This is a genomic window from Terriglobales bacterium (assembly GCA_035624475.1).
Taxonomy (GTDB): Bacteria; Acidobacteriota; Terriglobia; order Terriglobales; family Acidobacteriaceae; genus DASPRL01.
In genome coordinates this window covers 1-21,295 of sequence record DASPRL010000101.1, presented here as the reverse complement: position 1 = coordinate 21,295, position 21,295 = coordinate 1, and the positions used below count along the sequence as shown (strand labels likewise).

Below are 21,295 nucleotides of genomic sequence, written 5' to 3'. Positions count from 1 at the left end.
CGTCGAATGCGTGCGCGAGTGGGCGGCGGAGGAGGGCGTGTTCGCGGCGCCCGAGGGCGCGGCCTCGCTGGCGGCCTACAAGAAGCTCCTGGCGCGGAAGTTCCTCAAGCCGTCGGACACGGTGGTGCTGTTCAACACCGGCTCGGGGCTGAAGTACATCGACGTGATCGCGCCCGCGCTGAAGGCGGAGGCGGGTGCCGCGGACCAATCCGCGCGCCACATCGGCGGGATCATCGGGCCCTATTGATTTATCCATTTATTGATTTCTTGATTCATTCATTGACGGACACATCGGGCGGCGCCGATTGCCTGGGCGCGAGGGAAATCAATAAATCAACAAATCAATAAATCAGCAAATCAACCAATGACAGATCGCCTCTACTACCACGATTCCTTCCTCTACGACTTCGACGCCAAGGTGGTGGAGGTGGGCGAGCACGCAGGGCGGCTGGCGGTGGTGCTGGACCGCACCGCCTTCTATCCCACCTCGGGCGGGCAGCTCTCCGACACCGGGCGGCTGGCGCCGGCGACGGACCCGGGCGCGGCGATGCGAGTGGCCGAGGTCGCCGAGGACGAGGCGGGCATCGTCTATCACTACCTGGAGGCGCCGCCGGTGGCGCCGCTGGGCAAGGGCGCGGCGGTGCGCGGGCGCATCGACGCGGCCCGGCGTCGCGACCACATGCAGCAGCACTCCGGGCAGCACATCCTGTCGGCGGCCTTTGTGCGCCTCTTCCAGATGCCCACGGTCTCGTTCCACATGGGCGCGGAATCCTGCACCCTCGATCTCGAGACCAAGGCCCTGAACGCCGCGCAGGTGGAGCAGGCGGAGCGGCTGGCCAACCAGGTGGTCACCGAGGACCGCCCGGTCAAGGTGCGCTTCGTCAATCTGGAAGAGGCGAAGATGCTGGGGGTGCGCAAGCTGCCGGAGCTGAAGTCGGGGCGCGACCTGCTGCGCCTGCTCGACATCCTGGAGTTCGACCTGACCGCCTGCGGGGGCACGCACGTGCGTTCTACCGGGCAGGTGGGGCCCATCCTGTTGCGCAAGACCGAGAACGTGAAGCAGGGAGTGCGGGTGGAGTTCGTGTGTGGGGCGCGGGCGGTGGCGGTGGCGCGGCGCGACTTCTCGACACTCACCGAGGCCGCAGCCATCTACTCGGCGCACATCCGGGAGTTGCCGCAGCAGGTGCGCAAGGCGCAGGAGGAGCAGAAGGCGGCAGGGAAGCGGGAGCGCGACCTGCTGGAAGAGGTGGCAGAATTGCGCGCCGAGCGCCTGCTGGCCGAGACTCCGGCGGCGGGCGGCGCGCGGCGCATCGTCAAACTGTTCACGGAGCGCGACGCCGCCTTCCTGAAGCTGCTGGCGCAGAAGCTGACCGCCGACCCGACGCGTCCGGCGGTGGCGCTCGTGGCCTGCGGGCAGGGACAGCCCACGCTGGTCTTTGCGCAGACGCCTGGCCTGCCCTACAACATGGGCGCGCTGCTGAAAGAAGTGGTGGCGGCGGCGGGCGGGCGCGGCGGCGGAAGCCAGGACATGGCCCAGGGCGGGGTGGCCGAGGCCGGCGCGCTGGCGGGGATCCTGGAGAAGGCGGCGGGGAAGCTAGAGTAGCGGGATTTATTGATTTGTTGATTTATTCATTTATTGATTCTCTTGCGCCGGCGAAATTGTGGAAGGCCGCAAGGTTCGGCGTGCAATCAATAAATGAATAAATCAGTAAATGATAAAATGTTCGGCGTGGGGCTATAGCTCAGCTGGGAGAGCGCATCGTTCGCAACGATGAGGTCGTCGGTTCGATCCCGACTAGCTCCACCAACCTTCCCAACCGCGCGATTCCCGCGGGCGTGCTCCTTCGCAGTCGACTAGCGTCTCCGGCTCGGTCGCGCGCGGTGATCCGAGATCCCCTTTCCCAGGACTTGCGCGCAGGGCGCGCTGCGTCCTGGGCTATTGTCAGTCGTCCCTGTCGGGACTCGACCCCATCTGTCGAAGCTCATCCTGATCTCGCCGGGGCGGAGGCGGGCATGGCGCGGGCCAGCGCCAGAATGGTCCCGCCGAACAGAAGGGTGTCGGCGAAGTAGTTGAGTCCCTCGACCTGCACCGCGGCGCTGGGGTCGGCCAGCCCCCCGACCAGGACCGGCCCGTAGATGACCACGACCAGCAGCACGATCCAAGCGCCGAGATAGGTGGCCGCCGGGCGCGTGGTGCGCTGCAGCAGAAAGCCGACGCCGGCCGCGAGCAGAAATACGCCCGTCAGGTAATCAAGCAAGGCGCGAGCGGGGATCCACGCGGGCATCTGTTTCTGCAGCGGAACTCCGGGAAGTCCCAGCGGGTGCAGGAAGTGCTGCACCCCGAAGAAGATGGCGGCGAAGGCGATGAGCACGCGGCCCACGTGGATGAGGCTCCGGCCCTGCCCCTGCAATCCGCCCAGCGCGATGCCCGCCAGGACCCAGCCGGCGCCGCCGAACGACATTTCCCGGAAGACGACCGTCCAAGCGAAGCGGCTGCCCGTCCGCAGCGCTCCCGGCAGATACAACATGGCCACGAAGAGGAACATCATGAGCCCCACCAGCAGACCGGACCAGCGCACCTGGATCCTGGTGGCGATGCTCAAGGAGGCGGCGATCAGCGCCACTCCGACGAAGTAGACCCAGAACACGCGCCAGGGCATATACGGCGGCACCATGCCGAAGAGGAACTTCTCCCCGGCAAGATGCTCTGCGCCGAAGGCCGCCAGGGGCGTGGCGAAGCAGAGGTTGGCCAGGACCACGAGCCGTTCGAGGCCACGAGCCTGGGCGAGATCGCTTTTTGCGGCCCACAGGCCGATCCCCAGCAGCGCCAGGCAGGCGACCGACATCGAGAGGGCGGTGCGAGAGAGTCCGAAGAAGGCGGCGACGATGGTCGGCGGCATGCGTCTCCCGAACGGGTACAGCGGCTCAGATTCTACGCCGGAAGCTGGGGTTGGCTGGCGGATGGGGGCGCAGGCTCCGCCAAGCCTGTTGATCGCCGCCAAGGGACTCCACAACCCAGAAATCGGTCCTCATCACAAATGCGATTGCAAATGGGCAAGACGAGTGTATCTTTCGCCACGCCATGGGTTTTGGGGCCGGACGGCAGGCGGCGCGTCCCCCCGGACGAGGGGTGAGAACGGGAATGAATGGCGGTTTTTCTTTTTCTTTTGCGCCGGGGAAAGACGGGTGTATGCTTCTCGACCACCCGAGACGCCCGGGGGTGGCCGGGACGAAGCCCGAGCGATTTGCAGCGAAGGGCGACCCGTCGGCAGAGGATGCTGTTCGTCGCACAAACCTATCGAGGGAGCGGAGAGTCATGAAATCACTTGTCACGGTTGTTCTGTGCCTGCTGCTGGCGACCTGCCTGGCCTACGCGCAAGGCGTGGGCGCTTCCGGCGACCTGAAGGGGACCGTCACCGACCCGCAAGGCGCGGTCGTGACCAACGCCACGGTCACGGTGACCCAGCCGGAGCGCGGCACCAAGCGCACGACCACCACCGACAATGACGGGAACTACCGGGTGCCGGGCCTGCCGCCCGCCAACTACGACATCACGGTCGAGCACGCCGGCTTCCAGACCATGGTGCAGAAGGGCGTGATCGTGAATGTGGGCCAGACCGTCAACCTCGACTTTCACCTGAAGGTCTCGGCGGTGTCCGCGGTGGTGGAAGTGACGGCGGCGCCGCCACTGGTGGAGACCGACCGGGGCTCGCAGGCCGACACCGTGACCCAGCAGTACATCACCGATCTTCCCATCGACCGGCGCGACTACCTCACCTACACCCTATTGATGCCCGGGACCTCGCAATCCAACCAGTTGACCTCCAGCACCGACGGCGGCTTCCGGGTGGTGCAGACGCCGCAGAGCGGGGTGTCGTTCTATGGCAGCAACGGCCGCGGCAACACCGTGACCGTGGACGGAGGCGAGGCCAACGATGACGGTGGCGGGGTGCGCCTCACCGTCACCCAGGAAGCGGTGCAGGAGTTCCAGATCAACCGCAGCAACTACAACGCCGAGCTGGGCGGGGCCAGCGGCGGCGCCATCAACGTGGTCACCAAGTCGGGGACCAACAAGCTGCATGGCACGCTGTTCGCCTTCTTCCGCAACGACGCCATGGACGCGCGCAATCCCTTCTCCATCGGGCCGGCGCTGGCGCCGGGGCAGATCTTCAACCCGGCGCTGCCCGACTCCACCGGCGTGCCCTTGAAGGATTCCCTGAGCCGGCAGCAGTTCGGCGGCAGCGTGGGCTTCCCCATCACCCCGGACAAGACCTTCCTGTACATGGCCTACGAGGGGCTGCGGCGCGACGAGGAGCATCCGGCGCCGCTGTTCACCAGCACCAACATCTTCCGGCCCGACGGCGGCCAGCAGTCGATCATCAACGGGCTGGCGACTCTGCCGGGCAATCCCCCGGTACCCTGCCTCACCGGGCAGCCAGCGCTGCCGGCGGCCGCCTGCGCCATCGCCCTCACCAACATCCTGACCTTCAACCCGGCCGCTAGGCCGGGGGATGCCTTCCTGGTCAACGAATTCGAGACCAACAGCGGTCTGTTCCCCTTCGCCGATGGACAGGACCTGGGGGTGATCCGGCTCGACCACCGCTTCAGCGACAAGAACCAGGTGTTCTTCCGTTTCAACGCGGGACGCGACGACCAGGCCGATCCCAACCTGCAGGCGCTCACCGGCTTCTCGCGCGCCGCCAACACCCACTTCTTCGACGCCACCGCGCTGGCCTCCTGGTTCCACACCTTCAGCCCCATGACCCTCAACGAGGCCCACTTCCAGTACAACTACTCGAGCGCCGACTACGCCTCCAACGATTCCCAGGGCGTGGGTCTGGACATCAACGGCTTCGGGCTGTTCGGCAGCAACATCTTCCTGCCCAGCTTCACCATCATGCGGCGCTACGAGGCGGGGGACGGCCTCACCCTGCTGCGCGGCCACCACACCATCAAGATCGGGGGAGACTTCCTGTACCGCGGCAACCACACCGAGTCGCACACCTTCTTCCCCGGGCGCTTCGTCTTCGGGGACCTGCCCGGGGGCATCCTGAGCCCCTGCCTGCAAGTGCCGGCGGCCTGCGGGCTGACGGGCGTGAACCCCACGACCATCAACGCGATCCAATCCGCCTCGCTGGGCCTGCCGCAGTTCTATCAGCAGGGCTTCGACAACCCGGTGTACAACTACCCGCGCCCGTTCACCTCCCTCTACGCGCAAGATTCCTGGGCGGTGCGTGAGAACCTGACCCTGAACTTCGGCCTGCGCTGGGAGCTGGACTCGCAGTACGGGTCCCTGAACACCTACTACAAGGACTTTGCCCCCCGGGTGAGCTTCGCCTGGGACCCGTTCAAGGACCACAAGACGGTGGTGCGCGGCGGCTTCGGGATCTTCTACTCGCCCGTCTATGGGCAGATCCCCGACGTAGTGCAGACCCTGGGCCTGGTGAACGGCTTCCGGCAGATCGCGCAGGTGCTGGTGCCGCTGACGGGGGTGCCCGGACTGCCGCCGACGACCAACTCGGCGAATATCTTCCAGACCTTCTTCGCCCTGGGGCTGGTTCAGTGCGGCGGAGCGGGCAACACCCCCTGCATCCCGGCCGCCGCGCTGGTGCCCTTCGGCATCAACATCACCCACACCGGGGCGGTGCCGCCGCTGACCGTGCTCTTTGCCGGGCAGCCCGGCTACCGCCCTCCCTACACCGAGCAGGCCTCGTTCGGAGTGGAGCGCGAGGTAGCGCCGGGGTGGTCGGTGGGACTCTCTTACATCTACGTGCACGGGTTGCGCTACCCCTGGGCCATCGATACCAACCTGTTGCCCACCACGCCCACGACCTCGGTCCCGCTGGCCAACGGCGGCACCGCCACCTTCCACAACTGGGCGGCCCCGCAGTGCGCGGTGCTGGTGAACAATCCTTGCTTCGGGAACCTGCTGCTGCTGCAGGGCAACGTATACAGCTCGGAGGCCAACTCGGTGTACCACGCCGGCATCTTCGAGCTGAAGAAGCGCTTCACCAACCACTACAGCATCGGCATCAACTACACCTATAGCAAAGCCATCGATGACGCCACCGACTACAACAGCGACTTCGCGGCCTCGGACCAGATCAACCTGGCGGGAGACCGCGGGCTCTCCGACTTCGACCAGCGCCACAGCCTGGTGGTGTACGCCGCCTTCGAGTCGCCCTGGCAAGGCGGGGCGGACGCCAGCACCGCGGAGAAGATCTTCTCCGGCTTCACGCTCACGCCCATCTTCTCCTACCACAGCGGGCATCCCTTCAACCTGCTGGCCGGGGCGGACGTGAACGGCGACCGCCACTCCACCACCGACCGCACCATCGGGGCGGGACGCAACACCGGCGTCGGCCCCAACTACTTCTCCTGGGATATGCGCCTGCAGCGGGAGTTCAAGATCGGGGACCGGGCCAGCCTGGACCTGATGGCGGAAGGCTTCAATATCCTCAACCACACCAACTACGGCTCGGTGAACAACATCGTGGGGCCCAACCTGGGACTGCCGACGGCGTTGGGCGGCCAGGGCTTCCTGGGCTTCGCGGTGAGCGGCACCAACCTGGTGGGTCCGAGTTCGCCCCTGGGCTTCACCTCGGCGCTGCCTAAGCGTGAGGTGCAGCTCGGGCTGCGCCTGAACTTCTAGCAGGGCCGCCTCTTGCCGGCATCCTCTCCCCTGGCTTCGGCCCGGGGGAGAGGGCTGCCCGAGCACCGCCGGCCGCCCGGGATGCTAACCTGGGACCGCGGGAAAGCGTCGATTGGTCGTGGCGGCGGTGAATCACCACATCCGGCTCTTTCTGCGAGGATGCTGCCTGGCGGCGGCGCTGCGCTCCTGCTTGCGCCGGCGAGCGCGCGGCAGCAAGAGCCGCAGATGGAGCCGCGGCAGGCGTCCGCGGCAGCCGCACCGACCGACGCCTGGCGCCGCTTCCTGGCGGTGGCCAACAGGATCTCGCGGCCGCGGGCCCTCGCCGGCCTGAAGGAGATCTCCGATCCCGAGATGCGCGCCATCGAGAGCATCTACCTGGCGCGGGCCTGGGCGGGCGTCCCCCAGGGCATGACCGTCGTGGCGGTGCAGAACCAGAAGGGCAACTGGATGATGATGAGCCTGCCGGATAAAGACAAAGACTAAGGAGTAGCAGAGCCTACTAGTTCTCCCCGCACGGGGCCAGGGAGAGGAGCTTGTCGGGGGCGGTGAGGTCGGGGGCGGAGTGCAGGGTGACGTGGCCCTGGCGGCAGAGGAAGCAGGGACCGAGGGTGACCTCGGCCTCCCAGCCGTCGCGCCCGCGCACGTAGAAGCGGTCGCCGTCGGGGCGGCCGAGGTGCGCCATCACCTCTTCCACCAGCAGGACCTCGCGCCAGCCCTGCTCGTCGCCGATGCCCACGTGGGAGAGATGGCGGTCGGGGTCCTCGTCCTTGAAGCGGCGGGTGATGCAGACGATGCGCTTGCGGGCCATGGCGGCCGCCGGGGGCGGCTACTGCGAGTCTTCGCGGCCCTGGCGCTGGGCGACGGTGCGGCGCGCATTGTCGGCCAGTTCCTTGGCCTTGGGGAGCAGGTCGGCGGCCTTCTGGATCTCGGGATCGTTCTCCGCCTGCACCTGCAGTCCCACCTGCTGTCCGAACTCGCTCACGAACAGGTCGCTCTTGATGTTGGTCTTCACCCAGTCGAGGTTCTGGAGCAGGTCGGCCTCGGTGTAGGGGATCTTCTGCTCCTGGAGGAAGTGGCGGAAGTCATTGAGCACGTTCTCGTCCACCGCGAAGCTGCGGGTGACGTGGCGGTTGGCCAGATAGGACTTGGCGAAGTTGAAGAAAGCGTAGTGCTGCAGCAGGGTCTGCTGCAGGTGGTCGGGCTTGGGCTGGGGCAGGGAGACGTCGGGGGTGATGCCGCCGCCGCCGTAGACGGTGCGCCCGCTGTCGGTGAGCCGCACCTCGCGATTGGCGGTGGAGGCGTGGTCGCCCAGGTTGAGATAGTAGTCGTAGGTGGGCACGCCGTTGTAGTTGCGCTGGATGAGGCGGCCGCTGGGAGTGTAGTAGCGGGCGGTGGTGAGGGCCAGCCCGGCGTTGTCGGAGAGGGGATAGACGCTCTGCACCAGGCCCTTGCCGAAGGTGGTCTCGCCCGCGATGAGGCCGCGGTCATGGTCCTGGATGGCGCCGGCGAAGATCTCGGCGGCGGAGGCGGTGCCGCGGTTGACCAGCACCACGATGGGATAGTCCTTGCCGCTGGCGCCGTGGCGGGCGCGCAGCACCACCTCGGGACTGCTGCGGCCGCGCTGGGTGACCACCACCTGGCCCTTCTGCAGGAACTGGTCGGCCACGCCCACGGCTTCGTTGACGATACCGCCGGGATTGCCGCGCAGGTCCAGCACCAGGCCCTTCAGCTCCCCGAACTCCTGCAGGGCGGCGGCCACCTCGCCCGCGGTGTTGAGGTTGTTGAAGGTGGAGACGTGGATGTAGCCGATGCCGGGGCGCAGCAGGAACTTGACGTCCACGCTGTTGCGCGGGATCTCGCCGCGCACCACAGTGAACTCCAGGGGATGGTCGACGCCGTCGCGCGCGATGGTGATGTGGACGGTGGTGCCCTTGTCGCCGCGCAGGCGGTCGGAGACCTCCTGCACGCCCATGCCGTCCGTGGAGACGCCGTCGACGGCCACGATGACGTCGCCGGGGCGGATGCCGGCGCGGTAGGCGGGGGTGCCCACGAAGGGCGCGATCACGATGATGTGGCTGTCGCGCGGGCCTACCGTCATGCCCACGCCGTAGTACTTGCCGTGCTGCTCCTCGTTAAGGGCGCTGAAGGCCTTGGGATCGAAGAAGTCGGAGTGCGGATCCAGCACCCGCAGCATCCCCGGGATGGCCCCGTTGTAGATGGCCTTGTCGGGGTCCACCGGGTCGGCGTAGTTCTCCTCCACCAAGGCATAGACGGTGGAGAACTGCTGCAGGTCGCCGCGGACCTGGGCGTCGCCGGAGGCGCCCAGACGCTGCCCCAGCAGGGCCCCCAGGGAGCCGCAGGCCAGCAGGACCAGCAGGACTAAGAAGAGGGAACGGCGGGACGAAGCACTCATCGGGCTCTCGAGTTCCTGACTGCGCTACGGCTCGAGACGCCCGCAGCGATGAGTCCAGGTGGAAGCGAGTATAGCACGGTCTCCGCCGGGGAGGTCGGCAGGGCAGAGAGCGCAGGCTCGCGCGCGGCGGGCCGGGGAGGGAATGCAGGGGACGCTACTGCGAACTGCTCTTGCCGCCGCGCTCGGCGACGATGCGGCGGGCGTTGTCGGCCAGCTCCTTGGCCTTGGGCAGCAGCTCCAGGGCGCGCAGCACCTGGGGATCGCTCTCGGCACGCACCTGCAGGCCCGCCTGCTGTCCGAACTGGGAGATGAACAGCTCGCTCTTGATGTTGTTGCGCACCCAGTCGTCGTTCTGCACCAGGTCGGCCTCGGTGTAGGCGATCTTCTGGTCGTCGAGGAAGCGGTGGAACTCGCTCAGCACCTGCTCGTCCACCTTGAAGTCCCGCCCGACGGTGTGGTTGATCATGTAGTGCTTGGCGAAGTTGAAGAAGGCGTAGTGGGAGAGCAGCGCCTCCTGGAAGGGGTTCGACTTGGCGTCGGTGAGCTTGACGTCGGGGGTGATGCCGCCGCCGCCGTAGACGGTGCGCCCGCTGTCGGTGAGCCGCACCTCGCGGTTGGCGATCTGGTCGTCCTTTTCGGGGCTGAAGTAGTAATCGTAGAAGGAGACGTTGCTGTAGTCGCGCTGGATGAGGCGGCCGCTGGGAGTGTAGTAGCGGGCGGTGGTGAGGGCCAGCCCGGTGTTGTCGGAGAGCGGGTAGACGGTCTGCACCAGGCCCTTGCCGAAGGTGGTCTCGCCCGCGATGAGGCCGCGGTCGTGGTCCTGGATGGCGCCGGCCAGGATCTCGGCGGCGGAGGCGGTGCCGCGGTTGACCAGCACCACGATGGGGTAATCCTTGCCGCCGTTGCCGTGGGTGGCGAAATAGCGTTTCTCGCTGCTGCTGCGCCCGTGATGCGAGACCACCAGTTGTCCCTTGTGCAGGAACTGGTCGGCCACACCCACGGCCTCGTTGAGCAGGCCGCCGGGGTTCTGGCGCAGGTCCAGCACCAGGCCCTTCAGGTCGCCGAACTGCTGCAGGGCGTCGGCGACCTCATCCTCGGTGTTCTCGTTGAAGCCGGAGATGTGCAGGTAGCCGATGCCGGGGCGGAGCAGGAACTTCAGGTCCACGCTGTAGCGCGGAATCTCGTCGCGGGTGACGGTGAACTGCAGGGGCTGGTCGGAGCCCTCGCGCAGGAGGGTGATGCGTACGATGGTGCCCTTGGCCCCCTTCAGCAGGTCGGCGACTTCGCTGACGCTGAGGTTGTCGGTGGGCTTGCCGTCCACCGCCGCGATGACGTCGCCGGGACGGATGCCGGCGCGATAGGCGGGCGTGCCCACGAAGGGCGCGATCACGATGACCTTGTTGTTGCGCGGGCCCACGCTCATGCCCACGCCATAGTACCGGCCGCTCTGCTCCTCGCGCAGCAGCCCGTAGGCCTTGGGATCGAAGAAGTTGGAGTGCGGGTCCAGCACCCGCAGCATCCCCGGGATGGCGCCGTCGTAGATGGCCTTGTCGGCGTCGAGCGGGTCGGCGTAGTTCTGCTCCACCACCGAGTAGACGGTGGAAAACTGCTGCAGGTCGGTCTTGACCTGGGCATCGCCGGAGCCCGGAGCCACGCGCTGGCCAAAGACCGCGCCCAAGGCGCCACAGAGGAGCAGAACCAGGATTACCAGGAAGAGAGAGCGACGGGAACCACCGGCCATCGTAGGGATTTCCTTTCGCCGCGGCCCGCGGGGCGGCGGCGACCAAGTGAATTTCGGTGAGTATACCACGGCTGGGGCGCCGCCCCGCCCCGGAGAGGGGCCGCTCCGTGGGGATGCCGGAGGTCCGGAGGCAGGCGTGGAGGCACGGCTTTCCTTACCTTCGGCGGATTGCTGGGTGCCTCGAAAGGCGGGTATGATGAAGCTGCCATGGACCTGGGCCTCTCCGAGATCCTCTTCATCTTCATCCTGGCCCTGCTGCTGTTCGGGCCCAAGAAGCTGCCCGAGATCGGCAAGCAGGTGGGCAAGTTCCTGGGCGAGTTCCGGCGCGCCAAGAACGAGTTCCAGTCGCAGTTGCAGGAGGAGATGCGGCAGTTGGAGGTGGAGGCTGCCGCCGCCAAGCAGTCGGTGGTGAACGCGGCGTCGCTGACGCCGCCCCCCGAGGGCGCCGTCGCCAGCGGCTCCCTGGGCGAGCCCCACCTGGCGGACAACGCCCTGCCCGTGACCTCCACGCCCGCCAAGGCCCCCGATGCCTGAGCTCGCCGCCCCGGAGGCGCCCGCCGCCTCCCCCGAACCCCGCGACCAGATGCCCGCCATGAGCTTCCTGCAGCACCTGGAGGAGTTGCGCCGGCGCATCGTGTGGTCGCTGGTGGGGGTCGGGGTGGGCTTCGGCGTGGCCTGGTGGAAGGTGGAGAAGATCTACGATCTGATGCAGGCGCCCATCGTGAAGGTGCTGGCCGCCCACAAGCTGGACCAGCAACTGGTCTACACCCACCCGGTGGAGGCCTTCAACGTCTACCTGAAGATCGCGCTCATCGCAGGGCTGTTCCTGGCTTCGCCCTGGGTGCTCTACCACGTGTGGGCGTTCATCGCCCCCGGCCTCTATCGCCACGAGAAGCGCTACGTCGTCCCCTTCCTGTTCTCCACGGTGCTGCTGTTCGTCACCGGCGGGTTCTTCGGCTACGTGATCGTGTTTCCCGCCGCCATGGACTTCCTCATCGGCTTCAGCAGCCAGTTCCGGCCCATGATCACGGTGAGCGAGTACACCAACCTGTTCCTCACCCTGATCGTGGGCATGGGCCTGATCTTCGAGATGCCCATCCTGATCTTCTTCCTGTCGCTGATGGGGGTGATCAGCGCGGGCTGGATGTGGCGCAACTTCCGCTACGCCATCCTGGGGATCTTCATCGTCGCGGCCATCGTGACCCCGACCACCGACATCCTGAACATGTGCCTGTTCGCGGCGCCCATGGTGGGGCTGTACGCGCTGAGCATCGGCATCGCCTGGCTGGTGCACCCCAGCCGGCGGCGGAAGCGGGCGGAGAAGCGCGCCGCCAAGGACGCCGCCGCGGCCGGCAAGGCGCAAGAATGAGCCGGCTGCCGCTCCTTCTTCCGCTGACGCTGCTGCTGGCCTGCGGCGGCAGCCAGCCTTCCGCGAAAGCGCCTTCCGAGTCCCCGCGTGCGGCTGCGCCGGCTGCGTCTGAGACCGCGGCCGCCGCCGCCCCGGTCGCGCCCGCGCTCAAGGTGGACGCCAACCGCGCCCTGGAATACACCCGCGAGGTGGTGGCCCTGGGGCCGCGCCCCATCGGCAGCGCCGCCCACGGCAAACTCGAAGCTTACCTGCGCGCGCATCTCAAGAGCGACGACCTGGAGGAAGACGCCTTCACCGCGCAGACTGCGGCGGGAGCCTTCCCCATGCGCAACCTCATCGCCAAGTTTCCCGGCAGCAAGGACGGCATCATCGTGATCGCCGGGCACTACGACACCTGCCTGACCGTGCCCAACTTCGTGGGCGCCAACGACGGCGGCTCTTCCACCGGCCTGCCCCTGGCGCTCGCTGATGCCCTGCGGGGGAAGAAGCGGGAGGGCTACTCCGTCTGGATCGTGTTCCTGGACGGGGAAGAGGCGACGCGCCAGTGGTCGGACACGGACAGCACCTACGGCAGCCGTCACTTGGCCGAAAAGTGGGCCAAGGACGGCACCGCCAAGAAGATCAAGGCCTTCCTGCTGCTCGACATGGTAGGCGACGCCGATTTGAACATCGAGCGCGACCAGAACTCCACCTCCTGGCTGGAGGACCTGGTGTACGAGGCTGCCTCGCGCCTGGGCTACCAGTCGCATTTTTACGCCCGCACCACCACCATGGAGGACGACCACCTGCCCATGGCGCGCGCGGGCATCCCTGTCGCCGACCTCATCGACTTCGACTACGGCTACGGCAACGTCTTCTGGCACACCCGGCAGGACACCATGGACAAGCTCAGCGCCCGCAGCCTGGGCATCGTGGGCGACGTGGTGCTCGAGAGCGTGGCCCTACTGGACGCCCGGTAGAACAGTACTCAGTACTCGGTACTCAGTACCCAGTTGAAGAGCGAATCAGCAAGTCGCCAAATCAGCAAGTCAGCAAGCGGACAACCCCTCTATAATCTCAGCCCATGAAAGGCAAGCTGGCTGCCCTTTGCGCCCTGCTGCTCTGCGCTCTTCCGCTCTCCGCCCAGGACCCCGCCACGCTGGGGCGCGTGATCGAGGCCGCGCAGCAGCCCTCGCTGCTGGAACAGAACCTGGAGGTCCTGACCGACCAGATCGGGGGGCGGATTCCGGGGACGCCCGCCATGAACCGCGCCGTGGGCTGGGGCGTGAGCGCCTTCCAGGCCGCCGGCGCCGACAAGGTCACGACCGAGCTGTTCACCCTGCCCACTTCCTGGGCCGAGGGCGACACCCAGGTGGAAGTGGTCGCCCCCGACCGCTTCCGGGTGCGCGCCGTCTCCCTGGCCTGGGCCCCGGCCCTGGCGCCGCGCAAGCTGCGCTTCGTGGACGTGGGCAATGGCACCGCCGAGGACTTCGCCAAGGCCGGCGACCTCGCGGGCGCGGTGCTGCTGGTGCACTCCGAGACCATGAAGACCTGGGACGACCTGTTCGCCGAGTACCTGCGCACTCCCGCCGTCGTGCAGAACGCGCTGGCGGGCAGGGCGGCGGCCATCGCCTTCCTCTCCACCCGCGAGCACGACCTGCTCTACCGCCACATCAGCAGCTTCGACGGGCGCATCGCACCGCTGCCCATGCTGCTGCTGGCGCGGGAGGACGGCCTGCGTATCTCCCGCCTGCTGGCCCAGGGGCCGGTCGAGGCCCAGGTCTCCATCCCCAACAAGATCGGCGGGGTCACGCCCACCGCCAACGTGGTGGCGGTGCTGGAAGGCAGCGAGCATCCCGAGGAGTGGGTGCTGCTGGGCGCGCACCTCGACTCCTGGGAACTGGGCACGGGCGCGCTCGACAACGGCTGCAACGCCGCCCTGGTCATCGACGTGCTGCGCGCGCTGCGCTCGGCCGGAGTCAAGCCCCGCCGCTCTATCCGCTTCGTGCTCTTCTCCGGGGAAGAGGAAGGCACGCTGGGCTCGCACGACTACGTGGTGCGCCACCGCAACGAGCTGGACCACGCCGTGGCCGCCGTCATCCTGGATGAAGGCACGGGGCAGATCACTGGGTGGTCGCTGGGCGGGCGCGAGGACGTAGCACAGGAGTTCGACCGCCTGGCCCAGCCCTTGTCGGCATTCCACGCCGGCCAGCAGACCACCGACGCCTTCTACGGCACCGACAACTTCGATTTCCTGCTGGAGGGCGTCCCCACCCTGGTGGCCAACCAGGTGGAGGCCAATTACCTGCCCAACTATCACGCCAGCTCCGATACTTTCGACAAGGTGGATCTGGGCGCATTGCGCCAGCACGTGGCCATCACGGCGGCGCTGATCTACGAATTGGCCGACGCGCCCGAGCGCCTGGGCCCGCGCCAGTCGCGCGCCGAGATCGAGGAACTCTTGCGGCGTACCCACCTGGACGAGCAGATGAAGACCTTCGGCTACTGGGAGGACTGGGAGACGGGAAGGCTGGGCAGGGAGCCGGAGAAGCCGCCGGTCAAGGTGATCACCGATCGGCCGGAATGAGCCCATCGGGTGATCGGGCGATTTAGAAACTAGAAACGAGAAACTAGAAACTTCCCCCATGCAACTCACATTCGCCGACTGGGCGGTCATCGCGCTTTACTTCGCCGTCAACCTGGGCATCGGGCTCTATTACTACCGCCGCGCCTCGGCCTCGATGGGCGACTACTTCGTGAGCGGGCGCGAGGTCTCGTGGTGGCTGGCCGGGACCTCCATGGTGGCCACCACCTTCGGCGCCGACACCCCTCTGGTGGTCACCGGCATCGTCTACAAGTACGGCATCGCCGGCAACTGGCTGTGGTGGACGCTGGCCTTCAGCGGCATGATGACGGTGTTCTTCTTCGCGCGGCTGTGGCGGCGCTCGGGCGTGATCACCGACATGGAACTGGCCGAATTGCGCTACGCCGGCAAGCCCGCCGCCTTCCTGCGCGGCTTCCGCGCTCTCTACCTGGCGCTGGCCGTCAACACCATCATCCTGGGCTGGGTGAACCTGGCCATGGCCAAGATCCTGGAGCTGACGCTGGGGGTGAAGAAGCTGGAAGCGGTGATGTTCTGCCTGGCGCTCACCCTGGTGTACACGGCTATCTCAGGGCTGTGGGCGGTGCTGTGGACCGACCTGCTGCAGTTCGTCCTGAAGATGACCATGGTGATCGCGCTGGCGGTCTTCGCGGTGCGCGCCATCGGCGGCATGGGCGCGCTCACCAGCCAGATCGCGCAGCACGACGCGGCCACCGGCATGCACACCCTGGCCTACGTCCCGGACTGGTCCTCGGGCTGGTTCCTGATGTTCCTGGTCTACCTGAGCGTGAACTGGTGGGCGAGCTGGTATCCGGGGGCCGAGCCCGGCGGCGGCGGCTACGTGGCCCAGCGCATCTTTTGCGCCAAGGACGAGAAGAACTCCCTGGCTGCCACCCTGTGGTTCAACCTCTGCTACTACGTGATGCGGCCGTGGCCGTGGATCATCGCCGCGCTGGTGGCGGTGGTGGTCTTCCCCAACCTCAAGGACCCGGAGACCGGCTACATCCGGGTGATGATCGCCGACCTGCCCGCCAGCCTGCGCGGGCTGATGCTGGCGGGCTTCGCCGCGGCCTACATGTCGACCGTGGGCACGCACATCAATCTGGGCGCGTCGTATCTGGTCAACGACTTCTACCGGCGCTTTCTGCGGCCCAAAGAGGCCGAGCGCCACTACGTGCGCGTCTCGCGCCTGGCCACCGTGTTTGTGACCCTCCTGGCGGCGGGCGCCACCTACTACATGGAATCCATCGAACACGCCTGGAAGTTCCTGATTGCGGTGGGGGCGGGGGCGGGGCTGGTCTTCATGCTGCGCTGGTTCTGGTGGCGGATCAACGCCTGGTCGGAGGTCAGCGCCATGACGGCGGCAGCGGTCTCGTCGCTCTTCCTGCAGTCGTCCGCGGCCACCGGCTTTGCCACGTGGCTGCGGCGCTTCGATCCGCTGCTGCCGGCGAAGCCGTTGGACTCCGCCGATCCCCACGGCTTCGCCTGGCTGATGATCCTGACCACCGCCTTCACCACTGTGAGCTGGCTGGTGGCGACCTTCCTCACGTCGCCCGAGCCCGAGGCCCACCTGCGGGCGTTTTACCGCAAGGTGCGGCCGTCACCGGCGGGATGGGGCAGGATCGCGGCCGCCGAGGGCGGGGAGTCGCGGCAGAGCCTGGCGTGGTCGGCGGCCGACTGGCTGGCGGGCTGCGCCATGATCTACGGCGCGCTCTTCGGCATCGGCGACCTCATCTTCGGCCGCTGGCTGACCGGGCTGGCGCTGTTAGCGGCGGCGGCGGTCTGCCTGTGGTTCTTGTTCTGGGACTTGGGGCGGAGAGGGTGGGAGGTGCTGAGCTAGCACTCAGCATTCAGCCGGACCTGTTCTCTTTGAGCTCCCGAGCGAAGCGAGGGACCCCTATAGGGAACGGGGTTTGGCGCTCAGCGGTTGCCGGCAGCTTGATCGGTCAGGGACAGCAGTTCGCGCTCCAAAGTCTCGGGCACGACCACACTCAAGGCCCCAACCAGGCCGATCTGCCGAACGTGATGGACCCCGATGCGAACGTAGCGGCAGGCAAACCGCGCGCTATCCGTCGGGCTGACATTCGCCGGGCGGAGGCAGAGGATGCACTCGTCCTTCGTCTTGCTCAAGAACATTTCTGCAAGGAAGAACTGGTGCCGGCCTCTGGCGTATCGGTCTATGAGTTCGAAAGTTGTGCGTTCCTCAGAGGTCATTAAGAGTGTACAGAACCTCAACAAGGATGACGCAGCCTAGCCCCACGCGAGATTGTTCGGCGCTGAAGCGCCTCAGGATGACGCCTCGACCGTTGGCTGGCTGAACGCTGAGTGCTGCATGCTGATTGCTGCTTGCTGAGTGCTGCGCGCTACAATTAGCGGCGCTCCCATGCCCGCCGCCCCTCACGTCCCGCTGAGCATCTGGATCGCCTTCAATCTCTTCGTACTGGCCATGCTGGCGCTGGACCTGGGGATCTTCCACCGGCGGGCGCGGGAGATGCGTTTCCGCGAGGCCGCGGGCTGGAGCCTGATGTGGGTCGCGCTCTCCCTCGGCTTCTGGGTGTTGCTGCGCTGGTGGCGCGGGCCCCACGACGCGCTCGACTACCTGACCGGCTACCTGCTGGAGAAGTCGCTGAGCGTCGACAACCTCTTCGTCTTCCTGCTGATCTTCCGCTACTTCAAGGTACCGCGGCTGCACCAGCACACGGTGCTGTTCTGGGGCGTGGTGGGGGCGCTGCTCATGCGCGGCGCGTTCATCGCCGCTGGAGTGACGCTGCTGGCGCGCTTCGAGTGGGTGATCTACATCTTCGGCGGTTTCCTCATCTACAGCGGGTTAAAGCTCTTGCACCACCGCAAAGAAGAGATCCACCCGGAGAAGAACCCGCTGCTGCGGCTCTTCAAGCGCCTTGTGCCTTCGACCCACGACTACGTGGACAACAAGCTGCTGGTGCGCCAGGCAGGACGCTGGATGGCCACGCCGCTGCTGGCGGTGCTGCTGGTGGTGGAGACCACGGACGTGCTCTTTGCCACTGACTCCATCCCCGCCATCCTGGCCATCACCCGCGACGCTTTCATCGTGTACACCTCCAACGTCTTCGCCATCCTGGGGCTGCGCGCCCTCTACTTCGTGCTGGCCGGCATGATGGACCTCTTCCACTACCTGCACCACGGGCTGGCGGTGGTGTTGGTGTTCATCGGGGTGAAGATGCTGCTGGCGCACGCCTACCCCATCCCCACCTGGGTGGCGCTGTGCGTGGTGGGTGGAGTGCTGGCGGTGGCGGTGGGAGCGTCGTTGCTGTTTCCGGCGAAGAAGGCGGCACCTGGCTCACCTTGAAGATCCCGAGCGAAGCGAGGGACCCCTATCGCCAGGGAGAAACCCGAGATCCTTCGCATCGCCGCTCCTTCGCCCTCGGCTGTCGCGTCGGACTCGGTCGTGGCTCGCTCAGGATGAGAATCTCAATGGGCGGTTTGCGGCACGGCTGAAACGGTGCCCTTACCAGGGTCCAGCGCCAGCGCTTTTGCGGGTATAGGGGTCCCTCGCTGCGCTCGGGATCCAAGAGGAAAGGACTACTCGAACGTCACCCTCTCGCCCCGCACCACCGAATGCTTCCTGAAGCGGGCGTCGTCGTGGGCGGGGAAGTCGGTGCGGTAGTGGGCGCCGCGGCTCTCCTCGCGCGCCAGCGCGGAGCGCGCGATCAGCCAGCCGGTCAGGTGGATGTTGCGAGCCTCGCCCTGGCGGCGGGTGTCGCCGGCAGGCAGCCGGTCGCGCCACTCCTCCAGCCGGCGCAGGGCCTCGCGCAGGCCGTGGCCGCTGCGCACCACGCCCACCTTGTTCCACATCAGCGCCCGGACCTCCTCGATCAGCGCCTCTGTGGTCTGGCAGGCGGCCTTGTCGGCGGTGGGCTGGGGAGGATCAGCGGCGTGGGCGGCGCGGCCGGCGTGCGCGGGAGCGGGCGGCGCCTCCTGCTGCATGACCTCGGCGGCGCGCGCGCCGTAGACCAGTCCTTCCAGCAGGGAATTGGAGGCCAGGCGGTTGGCTCCGTGGACTCCGGTGCAGGCCACCTCCCCGGCGGCATAGAGCCCTTTCAAGCTGGTGCGGCCGTCGAGGTCCGTCTTGACCCCGCCCATGGCGTAGTGGGCGGCGGGACGCACCGGCACCAAGTCGGTGGCGATGTCCACGTTGTACTCCATGCAGGTGGAGTGGATGCGGGGGAAGCGCGCGCGTAACTGCGCCCCGTTGAGGTGGGTCATGTCGAGATAGACGACGGGCTCGGGAGCGCGGCTGACTTCCAATTCGTGCGCGATGGCGCGGGCCACCACGTCGCGGGGCGCCAGCTCGGCCAGGTCGTGATACTTGGGCATGAAGCGCGTCATCTCGGCGTTGCGCAGGTAGGCGCCTTCGCCGCGCAGCGCCTCCGAGAGCAGGAAGCGCGGCGCTCCCTTCAGGTAGAGCGCGGTGGGATGAAACTGCACGAACTCCAGGTCGCTGACCGCGGCGCCGGCGCGGTGCGCCATGGCTACGCCGTCGCCGGTGGCCACGCTGGGGTTGGTGGTCTCGCGGTAGACCTGGCCCAGGCCGCCGGTGGCCAGCAGCACGGCCGCGGCGCGCAGAGTATGGACCTCGCCTTTCGAGTCGATCAGCGTGACCCCGCACACCCGGCCGTCCTCCACCAGCAGGTCGCGGGTGAACTCGAACTCGCTGAAGCTGACGCGCTTGAGGGCCTTGGCCTTGAAGTAAAGAGCGCGCGCGATCTCGCGCCCGGTGGAGTCGCCGTGCGCGTGCAGGATGCGGTTGCGGCTGTGCGCGGCTTCGCGGGTGAAGGTGAGGTGGGCGCCGGCGCGATCGAATTCTGTGCCCCAATCGATCAGCTCCTGGATGCGCTCCGGGCCCTCCTCGGTGAGGATGCGGGCGGCCTCCTCGTTGCACAGGCCGTCGCCGGCGTTGAGCGTGTCCTGGAAATGGAGACTGACCTCGTCGTCGTCGGAGAGGGCGGCGGCGATCCCTCCCTGGGCGTACTGCGTGGCCGACTCGGTGAGCTCGGTCTTGGCCAGCACGAGCACCCGCCCGGCGGCCGCCAGGCGGATGGCCGCGCGCAGCCCGGCGATCCCCGCGCCCACCACCACGTAGTCGGTCTCCGCCGGGAGGGACTTCATACCGCGATGCTACCACGCAGGGAGGAGGCAGGAAGCAGGATGCGGGAAGCAGGACGTCTGCGTTCTGCCCGCTGCCTCCTGCCCCCTGCTATCATCAGCCCTTGTGCCCATCGTCAAAGTCCAACTCGAGCCCCGGCCTTACGACGTGGTGATCGAGGCAGGCCTGCTGCTGCGCGCCGGGGAGTGGATCCAGGCGGCGCTGGATGGCCCGCCCGCAAGCTGTTTCGTGGTGACCGTGCCGCCGGTGCGGCGGCGCTGGGGCAAGCCGCTGGCTGCGTCGCTGAAGAAGGCGGGCCTGACGCCAGTCTTTTTGGACATGCCCGACGGCGAGCGCGCCAAGACCATGGCCACAATCGAGCGCCTGGCGGCGCAACTGGTGAAGCGCGGCGCCGACCGCCAGTCGGTGTTGATCGCGCTGGGCGGCGGGGTGGTGGGCGACGTCACCGGCTTCCTGGCTTCCATCTACATGCGCGGGGTCGCCGTCGTGCAGATGCCGACCACGCTGCTGGCGCAGGTGGACGCCGCCATCGGCGGCAAGACCGGCGTGAATCTGCCCGCGGGCAAGAACCTGCTGGGCAGCTTCTGGCAGCCACGCGCGGTGCTGGCCGACCCCGGCGTGCTCGCCACCTTGCCCGAGCGCGAGTACCGCGCCGGGCTCTTCGAGGCGCTGAAGTGCGGCGTGATCCGCAATCCCGCCATCTTCGAGTTCATGGAGAAGGAGCGGGAGCGGTTGCTGCGGCGCGACCCCGGCGCGCTGGAGTGGTTGATCACGGAGTCGGCGCGGGTGAAGGCGGTGGTGGTGGCCGCGGACGAGCGCGAGAGCGGGCTGCGGCGCATCCTCAACTTCGGCCACACCTTCGGGCACGCGCTCGAGGCCGAGGGCGGCTACCGCCGCTACTTGCACGGCGAGGCGGTGGCCTGGGGCATGGTGGCGGCGGCCATGCTGGCGGTCGCCAACCCGCGCCTGGATGCGGAAACCGCCAGCCGCATCCTGGCGGCGGTGCTCGCCTACGGGCCGCTGCCGCCGATCACCGAGTCGCCGGCGAAGCTCCTGGCGCGCTTGCACGCCGACAAAAAGACGGTGCGCGGGGCGGTGCACTTCGTCCTGCCGCGCGCCCTGGGCGCGGTGGAGGTGGTCTCCGGCGTGCCGGAAGGGCAGCTCCGCCAGGTGCTGGAGCAGGTGCGCGCGCTTTCGCGAGTCAAGCGGTGAGCGGAACACAGCCAACCTCACCCGCGCGCGGCACTCGCCCCGCCGGCATCACCGACCCTAAGGAAGCGGCGCAAGCGGTGCGCGAGATGTTCACCGCCATCGCGCCCCGCTACGACCTGCTCAACCACCTGCTCTCCTTCAACGTGGACAAGCTGTGGTGGCGGCGGACGGCGCGCCTCTT

18 protein-coding genes and 1 tRNA gene are annotated in these 21,295 nt (G+C 67.5%); 13 read left to right on the top strand and 6 right to left on the bottom strand.

All coding sequences use genetic code 11. The features are described from left to right. From VEG08_04560 to VEG08_04550, 3 genes are all read left to right on the top strand, one after another. Positions 1-247: threonine synthase (locus tag VEG08_04560; protein ID HXZ27256.1), on the top strand; the 247-nt coding region annotated here is incomplete at its 5' end. 57 nt (positions 248-304) lie between these two features. Continuing rightward, the gene (locus VEG08_04555; protein ID HXZ27255.1) at positions 305-1,603 is read left to right on the top strand and encodes an alanyl-tRNA editing protein; all 1,299 of its coding nucleotides are present in this window, start codon (positions 305-307) and stop codon (positions 1,601-1,603) included. A 128-nt stretch (positions 1,604-1,731) separates the two neighbouring features. Further along, positions 1,732-1,807 (top strand) — tRNA-Ala (locus tag VEG08_04550). Positions 1,808-1,982: 175 nt separating this feature from the next. On the opposite strand, the gene VEG08_04545 is transcribed toward VEG08_04550, so the two are convergent. Beyond that, the gene (locus VEG08_04545) at positions 1,983-2,900 is read right to left on the bottom strand and encodes a hypothetical protein (protein ID HXZ27254.1); all 918 of its coding nucleotides are present in this window, start codon (positions 2,898-2,900) and stop codon (positions 1,983-1,985) included. A gap of 416 nt (positions 2,901-3,316) precedes the next feature. Here VEG08_04545 and VEG08_04540 point away from each other — a divergent pair, with 416 nt between their 5' ends. Beyond that, the gene (locus VEG08_04540) at positions 3,317-6,652 is read left to right on the top strand and encodes a carboxypeptidase regulatory-like domain-containing protein (GenBank protein HXZ27253.1); all 3,336 of its coding nucleotides are present in this window, start codon (positions 3,317-3,319) and stop codon (positions 6,650-6,652) included. Between the two features lie 225 nt (positions 6,653-6,877). Beyond that, complete coding sequence (locus tag VEG08_04535) at positions 6,878-7,135, top strand: hypothetical protein (protein HXZ27252.1); 258 nt, start codon at positions 6,878-6,880, stop codon at positions 7,133-7,135. Between the two features lie 16 nt (positions 7,136-7,151). On the opposite strand, the gene VEG08_04530 is transcribed toward VEG08_04535, so the two are convergent. From VEG08_04530 to VEG08_04520, 3 genes are all read right to left on the bottom strand, one after another. Beyond that, positions 7,152-7,460: a hypothetical protein gene (locus VEG08_04530; protein HXZ27251.1), complete on the bottom strand. Its 309-nt coding sequence runs from the start codon at positions 7,458-7,460 to the stop codon at positions 7,152-7,154. An 18-nt stretch (positions 7,461-7,478) separates the two neighbouring features. After that, complete coding sequence (locus VEG08_04525) at positions 7,479-9,065, bottom strand: S41 family peptidase (GenBank protein HXZ27250.1); 1,587 nt, start codon at positions 9,063-9,065, stop codon at positions 7,479-7,481. Positions 9,066-9,219: 154 nt separating this feature from the next. Continuing rightward, entirely contained in the window at positions 9,220-10,806 is a 1,587-nt protein-coding gene (locus VEG08_04520) for a S41 family peptidase (protein HXZ27249.1), read from the bottom strand. Between the two features lie 207 nt (positions 10,807-11,013). On the opposite strand from VEG08_04520, the gene VEG08_04515 reads away from it, so the two are divergent. From VEG08_04515 to VEG08_04495, 5 genes are all read left to right on the top strand, one after another. Beyond that, the gene (locus tag VEG08_04515; protein HXZ27248.1) at positions 11,014-11,340 is read left to right on the top strand and encodes a twin-arginine translocase TatA/TatE family subunit; all 327 of its coding nucleotides are present in this window, start codon (positions 11,014-11,016) and stop codon (positions 11,338-11,340) included. Continuing rightward, the gene (gene tatC / locus VEG08_04510; protein ID HXZ27247.1) at positions 11,333-12,175 is read left to right on the top strand and encodes a twin-arginine translocase subunit TatC; all 843 of its coding nucleotides are present in this window, start codon (positions 11,333-11,335) and stop codon (positions 12,173-12,175) included. The genes VEG08_04515 and tatC overlap by 8 nt, the downstream gene beginning before the upstream one ends. Next, the gene (locus VEG08_04505; GenBank protein ID HXZ27246.1) at positions 12,172-13,134 is read left to right on the top strand and encodes a M28 family peptidase; all 963 of its coding nucleotides are present in this window, start codon (positions 12,172-12,174) and stop codon (positions 13,132-13,134) included. The genes tatC and VEG08_04505 overlap by 4 nt, the downstream gene beginning before the upstream one ends. 104 nt (positions 13,135-13,238) lie before the next feature. Next, complete coding sequence (locus tag VEG08_04500) at positions 13,239-14,741, top strand: M20/M25/M40 family metallo-hydrolase (GenBank protein HXZ27245.1); 1,503 nt, start codon at positions 13,239-13,241, stop codon at positions 14,739-14,741. A gap of 58 nt (positions 14,742-14,799) precedes the next feature. Next, complete coding sequence (locus VEG08_04495; GenBank protein HXZ27244.1) at positions 14,800-16,596, top strand: sodium:solute symporter family protein; 1,797 nt, start codon at positions 14,800-14,802, stop codon at positions 16,594-16,596. An 80-nt stretch (positions 16,597-16,676) separates the two neighbouring features. Here the strand turns inward: VEG08_04495 and VEG08_04490 are convergent, their stop codons facing one another. Further along, positions 16,677-16,886 carry a hypothetical protein gene (locus VEG08_04490; protein ID HXZ27243.1) on the bottom strand — a complete coding sequence of 70 codons (210 nt, stop codon included), beginning with the start codon at positions 16,884-16,886 and terminating at the stop codon, positions 16,677-16,679. Positions 16,887-17,139: 253 nt separating this feature from the next. Here VEG08_04490 and VEG08_04485 point away from each other — a divergent pair, with 253 nt between their 5' ends. Continuing rightward, complete coding sequence (locus tag VEG08_04485) at positions 17,140-18,084, top strand: TerC family protein (GenBank protein ID HXZ27242.1); 945 nt, start codon at positions 17,140-17,142, stop codon at positions 18,082-18,084. 233 nt (positions 18,085-18,317) lie between these two features. Here the strand turns inward: VEG08_04485 and nadB are convergent, their stop codons facing one another. After that, a complete protein-coding gene (gene nadB, locus VEG08_04480) occupies positions 18,318-19,904 on the bottom strand; it encodes an L-aspartate oxidase (GenBank protein HXZ27241.1) in 1,587 nt (528 codons plus the stop codon). A gap of 103 nt (positions 19,905-20,007) precedes the next feature. Here nadB and aroB point away from each other — a divergent pair, with 103 nt between their 5' ends. Together aroB and VEG08_04470 are read left to right on the top strand one after the other, a co-directional pair. Then, positions 20,008-21,114: a 3-dehydroquinate synthase gene (aroB, locus tag VEG08_04475; protein HXZ27240.1), complete on the top strand. Its 1,107-nt coding sequence runs from the start codon at positions 20,008-20,010 to the stop codon at positions 21,112-21,114. After that, positions 21,111-21,295, top strand: a 185-nt coding sequence (locus VEG08_04470; GenBank protein ID HXZ27239.1) for a class I SAM-dependent methyltransferase, incomplete at its 3' end; no start/stop codon positions are given. The genes aroB and VEG08_04470, both read left to right, overlap by 4 nt.